Below are 14,823 nucleotides of genomic sequence, written 5' to 3' on the forward strand. Positions count from 1 at the left end.
CCCCCCTAACGACATCTGTTACATATATATGGGGAGAACATCAAAAATAGACGCCTAAAATAAATCAGGCATCTTTCTTTTTAAAATGAGTGGAACAGAGATAAAGATCAAATAAATCAAACAAACAATCGCTAAGGCGGCATAATTGCCACTCACAAAGCTTGACCCGAGAACATTCAACGCAACTGTGCCCGGTATTAGTCCTAAAAAGGTAGCGGCCGTAAATGCACGATAATTCGCATGTGAAGCTGCTGCCGCATAGCTGACAAAATCAAAATGAATTGGAGCAATGCGCAATAACAAAATATAAAGAAACCCATGCTCTTGAATACGGGACGTCACCGCCTTTAGCTTCCGGCTGCTTGATTTCGTTTCTTGCTTGTTTGAACGGAAGGTGGAAGCAAGCAGGAAAGACCCCGTTGCGCCAGCTGTAGCACCGACGAGGGCATAAATGGTCCCAAGGACACTGCCAAACGCCAAACCTGCTGCTAGTGAAAAGACGGTGAGAGGGACAAGCACAAACGGACGAAAAAGTGATAAGAAAAGAAAAACAAACGGGGCCAGCAGCCCAAATTGAAGAATCCAATTTTTCACATCTTTCGGCGACAGCTGAAGATGCTGTTTGTTCAGCCACCATAGCGCAGCAGCCAGAACGCCGATGACGAGAATAAGCAGCCATTTTCTTTTGTTCATCTCATCCGCTCCCCCCCTCACGTAACGCATCCTTTTATAAATGACGGCGATTTTCTCCTTCAAGCAAAACTGGCTCGGCTAAATAAAGAATCCGTTCCATTAAACGAGCTGCTTTGACCTCTTCTTTTTCCCCGCGCTGCGAGTACGTAAAGTGATGCTTCAAGTCACTCGGTGAGAAATTAGAAGAGAAGAAAGTCGGGAGCTGCTCTGCCATGCGGTATTGCAAGATCGTTCCTAAAAGTTCATCTCTTACCCAGCTCGTCATCGACTCTGCTCCAATATCATCAAGCATTAAAATCGGTGTTGATTTGACCATATTCAGCTTCTCTTCGAGAGTATGATCGGCTAATGAATTTTTTAACTCTCTCACAAATTCAGGCACATAGACAAGGAGAGATGGATATTCTTTTACCGCTAGCTGCTGTGCAATCGCTGCTAGAATAAATGTTTTTCCTACCCCAAACTTTCCGTGTAAATAAAGGCCTTTGCCCTTACCAGTCTCATCATAGCTTTGCAGGAATTGACCTACTTTTTGAATGACCTCTTGTCTTCCCACAACATTCAAATCAGCAAACGTCGCTTGAAGAACATTCTGCGGAATGTACATGCTTTTCATGAGTTCTTGCTGTTTTTTCTGTCGATCGAGCCGCAGTTTGACAGGACAAGGGGAATATTCAATATCAATGCTCTGACCTTTGATCACAAGTTTCGGGTGATATCCGTCTAAAATGGCATTTACATTCTCGTCCTCTAAGCAGTAAGAACAGCCCTTTGATTGCTGAACATATTCAAAGAGCCTGTTTAAGCTGCGATTAATCATGTCTTCTTGTATCTCTTCCTTGTGCTCTTTTAAAAAGGCCTTCACATCTTCATCAGACAATACACTTTCTTTAATCTGATTGTATCTCACGCGAAAATCTACTCGTCCTTTTAGTTGTTCAAATGAACGACCGATCGGTTTCATCTCCATCTCACCTCACATTAATGTGCATTGTACTTTTTCATATTATTAAACTGATTTAACAATTTTTCTTTTTCTCGTTCAAGGTCCTCTGTAGACAAACGATCCGTCTGTTCTTTTGCAGGCTGTTCTTTCGTTTCAGTTTCTTTCATCCAGTCAGGCAGTTTCTCCTCTCGGATGACTTTCCCTGATCCATACGAGTTTCGCTGCTTTTTCTGCTGCGCCCACTCTGTCATTTGTCTGTTCTCTTCTTTGGCAATTTTCATAGCAGCTGCAACGGTTTTGATTTTCTTTCGCACCCAATGAGCGGCGATTTTTTGCATATAGGTTTTGGACAGCTTCATATCCGTTTTCAGCAGTGTATAGTAGATCAAGACATTCATGACCCCAGGCTCTAGCTTCTGCTCAAGCATAATATCTTCAACAATTCTTAAGTCTGCATACGTCGGCTCAATGCCATCTGCCATATCTTTCAAAAGCTCTCTAGGCGAAATATGATCCAGCTTTTCAATCAATGTCGCATCAGGCGTATCTGCCTCTTTATGCTGCGCGGCATCGTGTCGTAAATGCCTTGGCTGTTTTTGATCAATCAGCTTCGGCTGTTCGCCTCTGTATTCGATTTGGTACCAGTCTCTCGCTGCTTTTCGTAGATCTTCAGTTGAAATCATCTGATCCGGCCCACAGGCGCCTGCGACAATATTTTGCATTTGCAGCGGCGTAATGCCATATACGACAGCTAACTTCTTAATTGTCTCTTTCACTTGCTTTGTCAAAGCCTTTCTTGGGATCATCATGTCTGACATACCTGCTAATAACAGATCAAAATCAAAGGATTCATCTGAAAGCGGCGCAGACTGACTAGATCCGACGGTCACATATTCGTAGCCCTCGTCAAGCGATGACGCCTGATTGATTTCCTCTGTCATCTTGCGCTCTCCCGGCTGCAATACGTGAAACACTTCTTCAAACGATCGTGAAATGTTCTTTGCATCAGCAGGAACACTTGGATAAGAAAAATAATCACGAAGCTGCATATATTTTGCTTTCTCTACCCGATGATACAAAAGGACATTCAGCATACCGTCTTGGAAAAACTCATCCGGTCTTAGCGGCGGCACAAGCTCATATGTAAACAGTCTGCCCTCTTTCGTTTCCTGTTCATATGTGCGGAGTAAGCCGATCGCTTCAAGCTTTAAGCGCTCTTCAAAAATATCATTTAAATTCGTTTGCAGCATGACCATGAGCTGCCGATGAGGTGCGGGTTTACCCCATATCCGATTTTGTTCCAGCTCTCCCCACAGCGTCATGTATAAACTGAAAGCGGACATGCCAATAAGCGGCTGATATAAAAGAGTGATGAGCTGTCTATCGATGTCACCGAGCAATGAAGCGCTTTTGACGACATACGGATCGACGGCTAGCACTTCCTTCCAATGCTCTGTCATATGCTGATCCTCCCTTAATGCGGTTGTTTCCATTGTACACTCTTTTTGCGTTTTACGCTTTACGCAGGAAAAAGAGCATGAAGAATCTTCAGCTCTTTTTTAGCGTTCTTTCTTTAATAAATCTTTTAATTCATCAATAAAGACATTGATATCTTTAAACTGACGATAAACCGAGGCAAACCTGACGTAAGACACTTCATCAATTTTCGCCAGCTCGTCCATCACCATTTCACCGACAAGCTCGCTTTTCACCTCTGACATGCCTTGATTACGCAATTCCTTTTCAATGTTAAAGCAGACATCTTCCAGCTGTTTTAAAGCGACAGGGCGCTTTTCACACGCTTTGATCAGTCCTCTTAGCATCTTTTCCCGGCTGAATTCTTCTCGGATTCCTTCTTTTTTCACCACAATCAGCGGCAATTCTTCTAATTTTTCAAACGTCGTAAAGCGATATTGGCAGCTTTCGCACTCTCTTCTGCGACGGATGGATTTCCCTTCATCTACTGGTCTTGAATCAAGCACCCTTGTACCAAGGTGCTGACATGTGGGACATTTCATTTCATCAGCTCCGATCTATTCTTGGAAGTTGTTTGTCTAGTTCTTTATAAAGGGACAAAACTGCCTTTTGACTAAAGCCAAAGTCTGTTGGCAGGGCCGTTTCTGTTGTCACATTAAAATCGACAGCTGTTTCAAAAGGACGAATTGAAATGACAGTCGCCACGAGAAAGGCTTTTTTCGGCGTTCGTATGTTTGCGCTGATTTCACCTCGTTCTGCTGAAACAGATGTCACTTGATAGGATTCGTTGCGGGAAAGAATGGCTTCCACCGCTTGAAAAACTTGTGTATTTGTCGATTTGTAGTAATGGCTTTTCAGCTCTGACACCGGATGATGGTCAGATGTTTCCGTATGATTGGAAATGAATCGTTTTAGCTTTTGTCCTAAAGTCATACACGTATCCCCTTTGTCTTTAACCCTCTTCTTTATTTTATAAAAAAAACCTTTGTTTTCCTAGAACAAAAGTATAGTCAGGTTGGAGAATGTTGGATGCTGTGTATGAAACAAATATAAAAAGGAGCATAACACAAAGGCATTTAATGCTTTTGGCCAGCTCCCATTGCAATCTTTTTTATGTTTACAGTGCTTTGGCTTGCGCCTGTTTCACTTGTACAGGTCCCATGCCTCGAGGAATTTCGATGTTTTCTCTTGTTTCAGCACCTAGTTCATCTCCGATATGATCTGCTGCAATATTCGGATCTAGATCGCCGCAAGTATAAACATCTATGCTCGCATAACCATGTTCAGGAAAGCTGTGAATTGTCAGATGAGATTCAGAAATAATGACAACTCCACTTACTCCTTGAGGTGCAAATTTGTGAAAAGCAACCTCTCTTACTTCAGCTCCTGATTTCAAAGCTGCATTTACAAATGTTTTTTCAATAAAATCCATGTCGTTCAGTTTATCACAGTCGCATCCCCATAATTCAGAGATAACGTGACGTCCGATTGTTTCCATCATGGACCCCCCTTAAACAAGAATGAAAGAGTGAAGTTCTAAGCAGCCGGACCGGACATATACCACGGGGGAAAGTTAGTCCTAAGAGGTCCTAACCCTTTAAGTATACCCGAATGAGTCTGCGAACAAGAAGTTCACGAAAAATAGTATACTTTGTTTAGACCCATTTTGCAAGCTGTGTTTTTAGTGGGATTTTCTCTCATTTCTTGAAAAGGGACGTTCGTCTTCTTCATTTCAAACAGCAGACAGCTCTTTCATCTGTGCCCCAACAAACTTCACAAGATCGACCACCCTGCATGAATAGCCCCATTCATTGTCGTACCATGCAAGAACTTTCACTTTTCTACCTTCCATCACCATCGTTGTAAGTCCATCAACGACAGCTGAATAAGGGTTTGTGTTAAAGTCTGTGGAGACAAGCGGTTCTTCCGTGTAGTCTAAAATGCCAGCAAGAGATGTTTTTGATGCAGTTGCGAAGGCAGCATTTACCTCTTCTGCTGTCACATCTTTTTTCAAGTCGACCACAAGATCGACCATCGACACATTTGAGACTGGGACGCGTAGCGCAAGTCCATGCAATTTCCCTTTCATATGAGGAAGCACTAAAGAAAGCGCTTTAGCGGCACCCGTCGTTGTAGGAATGATGGACTGAGCACATGCTCTTGCTCGGCGCAAATCCTTGTGCGGGTTGTCGATATTTTTTTGATCATTTGTATAAGCATGAACCGTTGTCATTAAGCCGTTGTCGATGCCAAATTCATCATCTAACAGCTTGACAACTGGAGCTAAACAGTTTGTTGTACAGGATGCATTTGAAATAATGACGTGCTTTTCAGGATCAAGATCATCCTCATTGACACCCATCACAATTGTAATGTCTTCATTTTTACCTGGAGCTGTTAACACGACCTTTTTCGCTCCGGCATCTATATGACTCATCGCTTGATCTTTTGAATTAAATTTCCCAGTTGCTTCTATGACGATATCAATTCCAAGCTCTCCCCATGGAAGCTGCTTTGGATCTCTGTTATTGAGCAAAAGCACTCTTTTTCCATTGACAATCAAAGCGTCATCTTCTGCTGTCACATCACATTCGTAGCGTCCATGATTTGTGTCATATTTGATTAAATGTGCTAGTGTTTCGGCAGGATAGCTTGCGTTCACCGCTACAATTTGAATTTGATCGTCAAGCATTGCTTTTCTGAAGACCATGCGTCCAATTCTGCCAAACCCATTGATCGCTGCTTTTACCTTCATGAACAGGTCACTCCTCTATTATGTGTTATACTTAATAAATTCATTCACGAAATTAGTATATCACATTAGAATGTAATTACCAGTATATAAACGTACATTTTCGAAAAAGGGCTGTTCTTTTCAAAGGAAATGACAAAAAAGCATAAAAAAAGAAGAGTACGTGTATGTACTCTTACTTATCTGTATGTTCCCATTCGTTTAATATGTTCTGTAATTGCTTTCTCATAAAAGCGAGATCTTTTGTGTTATCTATCACGCGGTCTGCTTTTTGGCATTTCTCCTCAAGAGGCAGCTGGGAGTGAATGCGGTTCAGCGCTTCTTCCTCGCTAAGGCCGTTGCGATTCATGAGCCTTGATAGCTGCAATTCAGGCGTCGTGTACACAACGATGATGCGGTCGACCAGCCCCTCCAGCTTGCTCTCAAATAACAGCGGGATATCGAGCACAACAAATGTTTCTTGCTGATTGATCCCTTCATCTCGCTGCTTGAGCATTTCCTTTCTGACCTCTGGATGAACGATGGCATTGAGCTGTTTTCTTTTCTCTTCGTCAGAAAAAATGATTGCTCCAAGCTGCTGCCGGTTCAATTCACCATTTGGCAGGAGGACTTCCTCACCGAAGGTTTGAACGATTTGATGAAGGGCCTTCGTTCCTTTAGAAACGACTTCTTTTGCAATGACATCTGCATCCACCACGCGGATGCCCTTCTCTTTTATCATCTGCGAGACTGTGCTTTTTCCACTAGCAATCCCGCCTGTTAATCCAATGACAAGCGTCAATTGATTTCCTCCTTTACAGCTTCCATACACCAATGAGAATAAGCAAAAACCCTGGTAAGCATGCAAGCTTATCGATCCAGCGCCAATTTGCCAAGTAATGTCCGGCACGAATCCCGATACATACAAAAAGTGAACTCATGACCGCAACCGTTATACTCATCACAATTGGAGAAAACCCTAGAATCGCTGCGCCGATCCCTGCTCCGAATGCATCAATAGATAAAGCAATCCCAAGGAGCACCGCTTCTATCCCATTGATCGTACCAGAGCGGTCAATATCTGCACTTGTCGGCTTTCGTAAAATTTGAATGACAAGACCGAGCGACTGCACTTCTACATTGACGAGTGTTCTTTCATGAAGAAGCAAGTCACGTTCTTTCGCTGGTTTGTAAAATTGATACAACACCCAAAGCCCAATCGCAATCAAGATTCCTCCGCCAAGCTTATCGGTCACTGAGACAGGGAGGAATGTCGTCAAGAGGTTCCCAATCAGCATGGAAATCAGCAGCACAATTCCTGAACAACAGGCAATAATGACAATGGCTTTAAATGGAATCCTCATTTTGCGAAGACCATACGTAAAGCCTACAGAAAAGCTGTCAATGCTGACTGCAATAGCTAAAAACAGAAGCGAAAACGAAATCATACCTGAACTCTTCCTTTCTGTTCATGCAACGATGATCAAGAGTCTCTAGGCGTCCTTAGACTCTTCTTCACTATATGAAGAGCAGGTGGGCTGTGTGTCAGTCTACACCTCGCTGAAAAAAGAATGTTTTTTATCGTATGCATGGCAAAAAGGAAGCATGCTGATGGGCTTACCTTTATTGAGGACGTTTTTGGCAGGTCACGCAAAAATGAGTGCCTCGCCCTCCAACAACTGTTTTCTCGATGATACTTCCACATGTCTGGCACGGCTCTCCCCGCCGGTCATATACAAGAAGCTGCATTTGAAATGTGCCAATATCGCCCTGTGAATTGATGTAAGAGCGAATGGTGCTTCCTCCCGCATCAACTGCGACTTGAAGCGTGTCGATGATATGTTTGTGGAGCACCTTGCATGATTCAAGGCTTAGCTGATTTGCTTTTGTTTCTGGGTGAATGCCTGCCTTAAATAGGACTTCATCCACATAAATATTACCAAGTCCTACAACAATCTTTTGATCAAGTAAAGCTGTTTTGACCACGCGGGAGGTTTTCTTCAATTGCTCCCATAGATATGCTGGTGTAAATGCGTCTGAAAAAGGCTCATATCCGAGCTGAGACAGCGGAAGTTCTTTTTCTTCCTCCCCTGGATGAAAGAGATGCATTGTGCCAAATTTGCGTACATCATGATACCGAAGCTCGGTCCCATCTGTAAACGTAAAGACGACGTGTACATGTTTATCATAAGGATCATTTGCTTCATGTACACGGTATTTCCCTTCCATCCTTAAATGGGAGACCATCACATAGTGGTCTAAATGAAAGAGTAGGAACTTCCCTCTTCTTTCAATGGTTTGAATGGTTTCTCCTGCCATCCTTCTAGCGAACTCTTCCGGTTCCCCAGGACGTTTGATGATATTTGGCCATTTGATATCGACCGTTTCAATCGTTTTTCCTTTGACTAACCGCTTGAGAGTTCGCCGGACGGTTTCAACTTCTGGTAATTCCGGCATGCTCCTCGCTCCTTTGTTCTCTCTTTATTTAGCGTCGTACCAAGATGGGCCTGAAGCAAAATCGACTTTTAGCGGCACATCGAGGTGAAGTGTGTTTTCCATCACTTCAGGGACAATTTTTTCTAGTATGGCGATTTCTTCTTTCGGTGCTTCGAAAATCAGTTCATCGTGCACCTGCAATAAAAGATTTGCCTGCAAGTTTTCTTCTTTTAGCTTTCGCACCATATCAATCATTGCTTTTTTAATGATATCTGCGGCACTGCCTTGAATTGGTGTGTTCATTGCCGTTCTTTCCGCAAAGCTTTTGATATTAAAATTACGGCTTGTGATATCCGGGATATATCGTCTGCGTTTGAGAAGCGTCGTGACATAGCCTTTTTGTTTTGCTTCCTGCACGATCTCTTCCATATATGTTTTGACGCCTTTAAAGCTTGTTAAATAGCGTTCAATAAAGGCGGCTGCTTCTTTTCTTGTAATTCCAAGGTTTTGAGAAAGGCCATAATCACTAATTCCATACACAATTCCGAAGTTGACAGCTTTGGCTTGTCTTCTCATAGAGGAAGTCACTTCTTCTTCCGAGACATGGAACACATCCATGGCTGTTTTCGTGTGAATATCCATATCCTGCGTAAAGGCTTCAATCAAGTTCTCGTCTTGAGAAATGTGCGCAAGTACACGCAGCTCGATTTGCGAATAATCCGCTGCAAACATAAGCCAGCCCTCTTTTGACGGGATAAATGCTTGTCGAATCTTTCGGCCTTCTTCTAACCGAATCGGGATGTTTTGAAGATTTGGGTCTGTAGAGCTTAGTCTTCCTGTTTGTGTAAGCGCCTGATTAAATCTTGTATGGACTTTATGGGTATCTTTGCGCGTCACTTTCATTAAGCCTTCGACATAGGTAGATTGCAGCTTGCCAATTTGGCGGTAATGCAGAATCGACCGAATGATTTCGTGCTTGTCTTCAAGCTTTTCAAGAACATCCGCAGACGTAGAGTAGCCTGTTTTGGTCTTTTTGATAATCGGCAGTCCTAATTTTTCAAATAAAATCACACCAAGCTGCTTCGGTGAATTGATGTTAAAGGTTTCTCCCGCTAAACGGTGAATGGTTTCTTCATACTCCTTCAGCTTCTTCGTTAGTTCTTCACCCATTTTCTGAAGGCGTTCAATATCCACTTTTACCCCAAGAGATTCCATTTCACCTAAGATAAGCGCAAGTGGCAACTCTAAATCTTCATACAGCTCATGCTGATCATTTTTTTCTAACGCTTCAAGTGTCAAATCATGCAGGGCAGAAATCGCCGCTGCTTTCCGTCCAAGATGATCTTTGAGCTCATCTTCTGGCGGAATGGCCTGCTTCGCTCCTTTTCCGTATACCTTTTCATCGGAAAGGGCGATATTCAGGCCGTATTCCTTCGCCACACTTGCCACGTCCTCATAGGATTTCTGTGGATTGACGACATAGGAAGCGAGCAAGACGTCGTTATCGACACCTTTTAGATCAACACCATGCCACCTGAGGGCGACAACCGCTCTTTTGGAATCAAAGACCCATTTTTTCTTCGTTTCATCTTGCGCCCATTGTTTAAACGCTTCTGATTGAAGAGCATCTTCTTTTGTGATAAAAAACGCACCGTTTTCATTATGGATCGCAAAACCGATCAAATCTGCTTCGTGATAATTGTCTCCCAGCTGTTCTACCACAAGCGCCGCATGATCTGTCAGCATGTCCTCTGTGACATCTGTTATTTTCTTCACATCTATTTCGTCTATTTCAACTGGTTCATCTGATTCTGGCGCTTCTCCTAAACGCTCTAGCAGCGTTTGAAAGCCCAGTTCTTTATAAAGGGAGATGACCTGCTCCATGTGAGGGCCTTCATAAGCGAGATCTTTGCTTGACACATCAATTGGTGCTTCTACGAGAATCGTCGCCAGCTTTTTACTCATTACCGCTTTTTCTTTATATTCTTCAAGCTTTTCTTTTAGCTTTTTCCCGCTGACTTCGTCAATATGTTCAAGTAGATTTTCAACCGTTCCAAACTGCTTTAACAATTTGATCGCTGTTTTTTCACCAACACCAGGAACGCCTGGGATATTATCTGATGAATCTCCCATCAGTCCTTTCATGTCGATGATTTGATCTGGGCGCAGGCCATATTTCTCTTCAATATGGGCCGGTGTGTAGTATTCTACTTCAGTGATGCCTTTTTTCGTAATGGCTACCGTCGTGCGGTCTGTTGAAAGCTGTGTTAAGTCTTTATCTCCTGAGAAGATTTTGACCTCAAAGCCGTCTTTTTCTGCTTCTACAGCCAGTGTACCGATGATATCATCTGCCTCGTATTGCGGCAGCTCATACCTTTTCACCTGATATGCATCTAATAGCTCACGGATGAACGGCATTTGTTCTGATAGTTCTGGCGGTGTTTTTTGTCTTCCGCCTTTATATTCCTTAAATGTCTCGTGACGAAAGGTGGTTTTCCCCGCATCAAATGCAACAAGCATATGAGTCGGCTTCTCGTCCTCCAGCATCTTCATTAAGATCATCGCAAAGCCGTAAATGGCATTCGTATGTACGCCTTTATCATTAGATAATAGCGGCAAAGCAAAAAAAGCTCGATAGGCGAGACTGTTTCCATCCACAAGTACTAATTTCTTTTGATCTGTCATGTTTTAATCCTCCATCGACTGAGCCGGCTCAGTCGTCTCTTTCACACATTGTATGTTCATTTTATCAAAGTTTATTTTGAAAAGAAAATAGACGAGCCTGCATAAAAAAAGGGACGAAAACAACAAGTGTTTTCGTCCTTCCAAAATTGGCTCCTTGGATGAAGGGGTTCCTATTCATCCTACCAATGATTGTTTAACAAAACATGAATTCATTGTAAAGATCATGTAAATTTTGACGTCACTTTCCTTTTTACTCTATTTTGCCTTCAAACTCACTGTAAACGTCGTCCCTTTGCCTTGTTTGCTATGGACAGAAATCGTCCCTTCATGCGCCTCGACAAGGTGTTTCACAATCGCAAGGCCAAGCCCTGTACCACCAGAGTTTCTACTTCTATCTTTATCAATCCGATAAAATCTCTCAAATATTCTTGGAATCTCACTTTTTTTCATTCCGATCCCTGTATCTGCTATATCAAATTCACAGCTGTTTTTCATCGGTCTCGCTGTAATCGTGACACTTCCTCCCTCCGGTGTATAAGTGAGGGCATTGTTGACGAGATTGAGGAAAATTTGCTTTAATCTCAGCGGGTCTGCCATGACATAGACCGGCTCTTTTGGGACACGTACTTGTAATTGAATGCCTTTTTCTGCAGCCTTTTGTTTTAGCAGCACTTCAATCTCTTGAATGATTTCTGAAGCATTGGCTTCTTGAATATTCAGCTTAAAATGCTGCTGTTCAATTTTAGAGAGATCTAGTAAATCTTGAATAAGCGTTTCTAAACGGATGCTCTCTTTTAAGATGATTGAAAGGAATTCTGTCAGCGCTTCTTTGTCATCAATGGCTCCATCGAGAAGCGTTTCGGAAAATCCTTTAATAGATGTAATCGGTGTCTTTAATTCATGTGACACGTTAGCGACAAAGTCTTTTCGCATTTGTTCTAGTTGCTTTGTTTCTGTCACATCATGAAACACAAGGACAATTCCTTTCCATTCATCATCTGTACTTAAGATCGGAACACCATCGACTTGGAAATAGCGGCGCTCGATGTCAACAGCAAGACGCAGAAACTTGCGTACTTTGGTTTCTGTCATGAAAATTTCGTCAATTAGTTCAATTACCTCTTCATGTGTAAAGGCTTCATGATACAGCTTGTGCATGTAAATATGCTTTTGCACCTTAAATTGCTTACGGAAGGTTCGATTGACCAAGTGAATATAGCCCATCTTATCAATCAAAATAATCCCTGCTCCGATGTTTTCAATGACTGTTTGCAGACGATCTCGCTGCATTTCACCAGCGCTTGTCATGTCTTGAAGGCTTTCTGCCAGACGCTTCATGGATGTATTGAGTTCACTTGTTTCAATGATCAGCTCTTCATAGTTATTCGTATCATAGTTCCCACGTTCAAGCTGTTTGGCTACCTTGGTGGCATAATCAATCGGTTTCACATACTTCATCGACATGCGGTAGCCAAAAAAGACGATGATCACGATAGCCGAGCCAAGACAAAAGGCTAATGCAAGCCAGAGCTGGCCGTCAATTTCATTTAAAGGCTGGTATGAGGCATGGAGAAATAAATATCCCGCCGGCTCGTTTTGTTTCATAATAGGGACTGCATAATGAAAAAGCGCATCCTTCTCATCATCAATAACCGTTCCTTTTGTTTGGAGGCGTTCATTTTTCAGCGTGTTTTGAATGATAGCTCTTTGCTCTGCTTGACCCGTTGTATGTATGATATTCCCCTTCACGTCCACAATCGACGCATTCATATCGAGATGCTGCTTGGCTTGATTGAGGATCTCCTGGTTCTGCTTTGCCTTCAGGTCATCCCCATTCATTGAAGAAAGGAGAAAGCTTGCTTCTTTTTCCATTCGCTGCGTTAATTTTGTTTCATAGAAAACATGAAACATATGATCCAAGAAAAGGCCAAGTGCGACAAACACAATAAAAAGGAGAAAAATGAGCCCAGAAAACAGGCGGGTTCTAATTTTACTCATTTGCCTTTGGCTCCTCCAATTTATAGCCTAAGCCACGAATGGTTTTAATATATGTTGGTTTTTTTGTGTTTTTTTCAATTTTGTCCCGCAAGTGGCTGATATGTACATCCACAATACGAGTATCACCTGCAAAGTCATAATTCCAAACCGCACTTAACAATAGATCACGCGTGAGGACACGGCCTTTATGCTTAGCCAAATAAAGCAGCAGTTCAAATTCCTTTGGCGTGAGCTCCAGACGTTCTTCTTGGAAATAGACTTCGTAATGTTCGGGTAAAATGCGCAGTTCACCAATTTTCATTTGGTCTGCAATGATCTCTTCCTTCTCCTCTTGCGAAGGGGCAGGTTGAGATTGCTGCGCTCTTCTCAAAATCGCTTTTACCCGAGCACCCACTTCTCTAGGACTGAACGGTTTTGTCATGTAATCATCGGCTCCAAGTTCAAGGCCGAGCACCTTATCAAATTCATCGTCCTTTGCTGTCAGCATTAAAATAGGGAACATCATTTTTTGAATTCTCAGCTGCTTGCACACTTCAATGCCGTCCATCTTCGGAAGCATTAAATCTAACACAATGAGATCAGGCTGTTCACTTGCCGCTTTTTCAAGCGCTTCTTCTCCGTCTCTTGCTGTGACGACATCGTAGCCCGCCCTTTCAAGGTTATAGCTTAGAAGTGTTACAATCGATTCTTCATCATCCACAACTAATATTTTTTTATTCATGTTGTGCCTCCAATTAGTGATTTCCCCTGCATCCGTTTTTTTGTATCTTATGTGAAAAGCGAGAAGTCATGCTTTCTCTTTCATTTTAACGAAAGCTTAACAAGAGGACAATTTAAAATTTCGACAAGATTTATTTTGTAAACAAAAAGAAGACTCCCCTTAAGAGAAGTCTTCTTTTTTATTCATATTAAGACAATACTTTCATGACGTTCTTAACAGACTCAACAGAGCGATCAAGCTGACTTCTTTCTTCTTCTGTCAGTTCAAGCTCAATGATCTGTTCAAGGCCGTTTCCGCCTACGATTGTTGGAACACCAAGGTAAATGCCTTCGTAGCCATATTCACCTTCAAGGTATGCAATCGTTGGGATGACGCGGCGCTGATCTTTTAAGATGGCCTCAACCATTTCAACGAGTGAAGCAGCAGGTGCATAATACGCACTACCGTTACCTAATAGGTTGACGATTTCACCGCCGCCTTTTCTTGTTCTTTCCACAATCGCATCAATTCGATCTTTAGGAATCAATGTTTCAAGCGGGATACCGCCTGCATAAGAGTAACGAACAAGCGGAACCATGTCGTCGCCATGCCCGCCAAGAACAAATCCTGTCACATCTTTAACAGATAGGTTTAGTTCTTGTGCAACGAATGTACGGAAACGGGCTGTATCAAGAATGCCTGATTGTCCGATGACCTTTTCTTTTGGTAATCCTGATTCTTTATAAACTGCATATGTCATTGCATCAACTGGGTTTGTTAACACAACGATGATCGCTTCTGGAGAATATTTGACGATTTCGCGTGTCACACTGCGCATGATTTTTTCATTTGTTGACACGAGGTCGTCACGGCTCATTCCCGGCTTTCTTGCAATTCCTGCCGTAATGACCACTACATCAGAACCGGCTGTATCTTCGTAGTTAGAAGTTCCTGTAATATTCGCATCGAAGCCTTGAACAGGGCTTGCTTCCAGCATATCAAGTGCTTTCCCTTTTGTCGGGTTTTCAAGCTGCGGGATATCAACTAATACGACATCCGCTAATTCTTTTTGAGCTGTTAGAAATGCTGTAGTGGCTCCAGTAAAGCCTGCTCCGATGACAGATACTTTTTTACGCTTGTTTGCCATTTCCCTTTTCC

The 14,823-nt window shown here is 42.6% G+C and carries 14 protein-coding genes; all 14 read right to left on the reverse strand.

Translation table 11 applies throughout. The annotated features are described in order from the left end of the window. Positions 1 to 54: 54 nt before the first annotated feature. Positions 55 to 693 (reverse strand): TVP38/TMEM64 family protein, encoded by a 639-nt coding sequence (locus BA1_RS04085; protein ID WP_008356024.1) that lies wholly within the window; start codon positions 691 to 693, stop codon positions 55 to 57. 34 nt (positions 694 to 727) lie between these two features. After that, positions 728 to 1,657, reverse strand: coding sequence for a primosomal protein DnaI (gene dnaI / locus BA1_RS04090; RefSeq protein ID WP_008356026.1), 930 nt, complete (start codon positions 1,655 to 1,657; stop codon positions 728 to 730). Positions 1,658 to 1,674: 17 nt separating this feature from the next. Then, positions 1,675 to 3,099: a replicative helicase loading/DNA remodeling protein DnaB gene (dnaB, locus tag BA1_RS04095; protein WP_008356027.1), complete on the reverse strand. Its 1,425-nt coding sequence runs from the start codon at positions 3,097 to 3,099 to the stop codon at positions 1,675 to 1,677. A 99-nt stretch (positions 3,100 to 3,198) separates the two neighbouring features. Next, positions 3,199 to 3,657, reverse strand: coding sequence for a transcriptional regulator NrdR (nrdR, locus tag BA1_RS04100; protein WP_003216720.1), 459 nt, complete (start codon positions 3,655 to 3,657; stop codon positions 3,199 to 3,201). Positions 3,658 to 3,661: 4 nt separating this feature from the next. After that, positions 3,662 to 4,048, reverse strand: coding sequence for a hypothetical protein (locus tag BA1_RS04105; RefSeq protein WP_008356030.1), 387 nt, complete (start codon positions 4,046 to 4,048; stop codon positions 3,662 to 3,664). 184 nt (positions 4,049 to 4,232) lie between these two features. Continuing rightward, positions 4,233 to 4,613, reverse strand: coding sequence for an adenosylmethionine decarboxylase (gene speD, locus BA1_RS04110; protein ID WP_003216492.1), 381 nt, complete (start codon positions 4,611 to 4,613; stop codon positions 4,233 to 4,235). 234 nt (positions 4,614 to 4,847) lie between these two features. Beyond that, complete coding sequence (locus BA1_RS04115) at positions 4,848 to 5,870, reverse strand: glyceraldehyde-3-phosphate dehydrogenase (protein WP_008356032.1); 1,023 nt, start codon at positions 5,868 to 5,870, stop codon at positions 4,848 to 4,850. 172 nt (positions 5,871 to 6,042) lie between these two features. Beyond that, positions 6,043 to 6,648, reverse strand: a complete 606-nt coding sequence (gene coaE, locus BA1_RS04120; RefSeq protein ID WP_008356035.1) for a dephospho-CoA kinase — start codon at positions 6,646 to 6,648, stop codon at positions 6,043 to 6,045. Positions 6,649 to 6,661: 13 nt separating this feature from the next. Continuing rightward, positions 6,662 to 7,294 (reverse strand): sporulation membrane protein YtaF, encoded by a 633-nt coding sequence (gene ytaF, locus BA1_RS04125; RefSeq protein ID WP_008356036.1) that lies wholly within the window; start codon positions 7,292 to 7,294, stop codon positions 6,662 to 6,664. Positions 7,295 to 7,469: 175 nt separating this feature from the next. Continuing rightward, complete coding sequence (gene mutM, locus BA1_RS04130) at positions 7,470 to 8,303, reverse strand: DNA-formamidopyrimidine glycosylase (RefSeq protein WP_008356038.1); 834 nt, start codon at positions 8,301 to 8,303, stop codon at positions 7,470 to 7,472. Between the two features lie 24 nt (positions 8,304 to 8,327). Further along, a complete protein-coding gene (polA, locus tag BA1_RS04135; RefSeq protein WP_008356040.1) occupies positions 8,328 to 10,967 on the reverse strand; it encodes a DNA polymerase I in 2,640 nt (879 codons plus the stop codon). Between the two features lie 255 nt (positions 10,968 to 11,222). After that, entirely contained in the window at positions 11,223 to 12,965 is a 1,743-nt protein-coding gene (gene pnpS, locus BA1_RS04140; protein WP_008356042.1) for a two-component system histidine kinase PnpS, read from the reverse strand. Then, a complete protein-coding gene (locus tag BA1_RS04145) occupies positions 12,958 to 13,686 on the reverse strand; it encodes a response regulator transcription factor (RefSeq protein WP_008356045.1) in 729 nt (242 codons plus the stop codon). Before BA1_RS04145 ends, pnpS begins: the two co-directional genes overlap by 8 nt. A gap of 187 nt (positions 13,687 to 13,873) precedes the next feature. Further along, positions 13,874 to 14,812 carry a malate dehydrogenase gene (mdh, locus tag BA1_RS04150; protein ID WP_008356047.1) on the reverse strand — a complete coding sequence of 313 codons (939 nt, stop codon included), beginning with the start codon at positions 14,810 to 14,812 and terminating at the stop codon, positions 13,874 to 13,876. Positions 14,813 to 14,823 lie beyond the last annotated feature (11 nt).

The organism is Bacillus xiamenensis (genome assembly GCF_000300535.1).
GTDB lineage: Bacteria > Bacillota > Bacilli > Bacillales > Bacillaceae > Bacillus > Bacillus xiamenensis.

Excerpts from the sequence above, each read along its gene's own strand:
- BA1_RS04085 (WP_008356024.1), bottom strand. The coding sequence starts at position 693 with ATGAACAAAAGAAAATGGCTGCTTATTCTCGTCATCGGCGTTCTGGCT.
- dnaI (WP_008356026.1), bottom strand. The coding sequence starts at position 1,657 with ATGAAACCGATCGGTCGTTCATTTGAACAACTAAAAGGACGAGTAGAT.
- dnaB (WP_008356027.1), bottom strand. The coding sequence starts at position 3,099 with ATGACAGAGCATTGGAAGGAAGTGCTAGCCGTCGATCCGTATGTCGTC.
- nrdR (WP_003216720.1), bottom strand. The coding sequence starts at position 3,657 with ATGAAATGTCCCACATGTCAGCACCTTGGTACAAGGGTGCTTGATTCA.
- BA1_RS04105 (WP_008356030.1), bottom strand. The coding sequence starts at position 4,048 with ATGACTTTAGGACAAAAGCTAAAACGATTCATTTCCAATCATACGGAA.
- speD (WP_003216492.1), bottom strand. The coding sequence starts at position 4,613 with ATGGAAACAATCGGACGTCACGTTATCTCTGAATTATGGGGATGCGAC.
- BA1_RS04115 (WP_008356032.1), bottom strand. The coding sequence starts at position 5,870 with ATGAAGGTAAAAGCAGCGATCAATGGGTTTGGCAGAATTGGACGCATG.
- ytaF (WP_008356036.1), bottom strand. The coding sequence starts at position 7,294 with ATGATTTCGTTTTCGCTTCTGTTTTTAGCTATTGCAGTCAGCATTGAC.
- mutM (WP_008356038.1), bottom strand. The coding sequence starts at position 8,303 with ATGCCGGAATTACCAGAAGTTGAAACCGTCCGGCGAACTCTCAAGCGG.
- polA (WP_008356040.1), bottom strand. The coding sequence starts at position 10,967 with ATGACAGATCAAAAGAAATTAGTACTTGTGGATGGAAACAGTCTCGCC.
- pnpS (WP_008356042.1), bottom strand. The coding sequence starts at position 12,965 with ATGAGTAAAATTAGAACCCGCCTGTTTTCTGGGCTCATTTTTCTCCTT.
- BA1_RS04145 (WP_008356045.1), bottom strand. The coding sequence starts at position 13,686 with ATGAATAAAAAAATATTAGTTGTGGATGATGAAGAATCGATTGTAACA.
- mdh (WP_008356047.1), bottom strand. The coding sequence starts at position 14,812 with ATGGCAAACAAGCGTAAAAAAGTATCTGTCATCGGAGCAGGCTTTACT.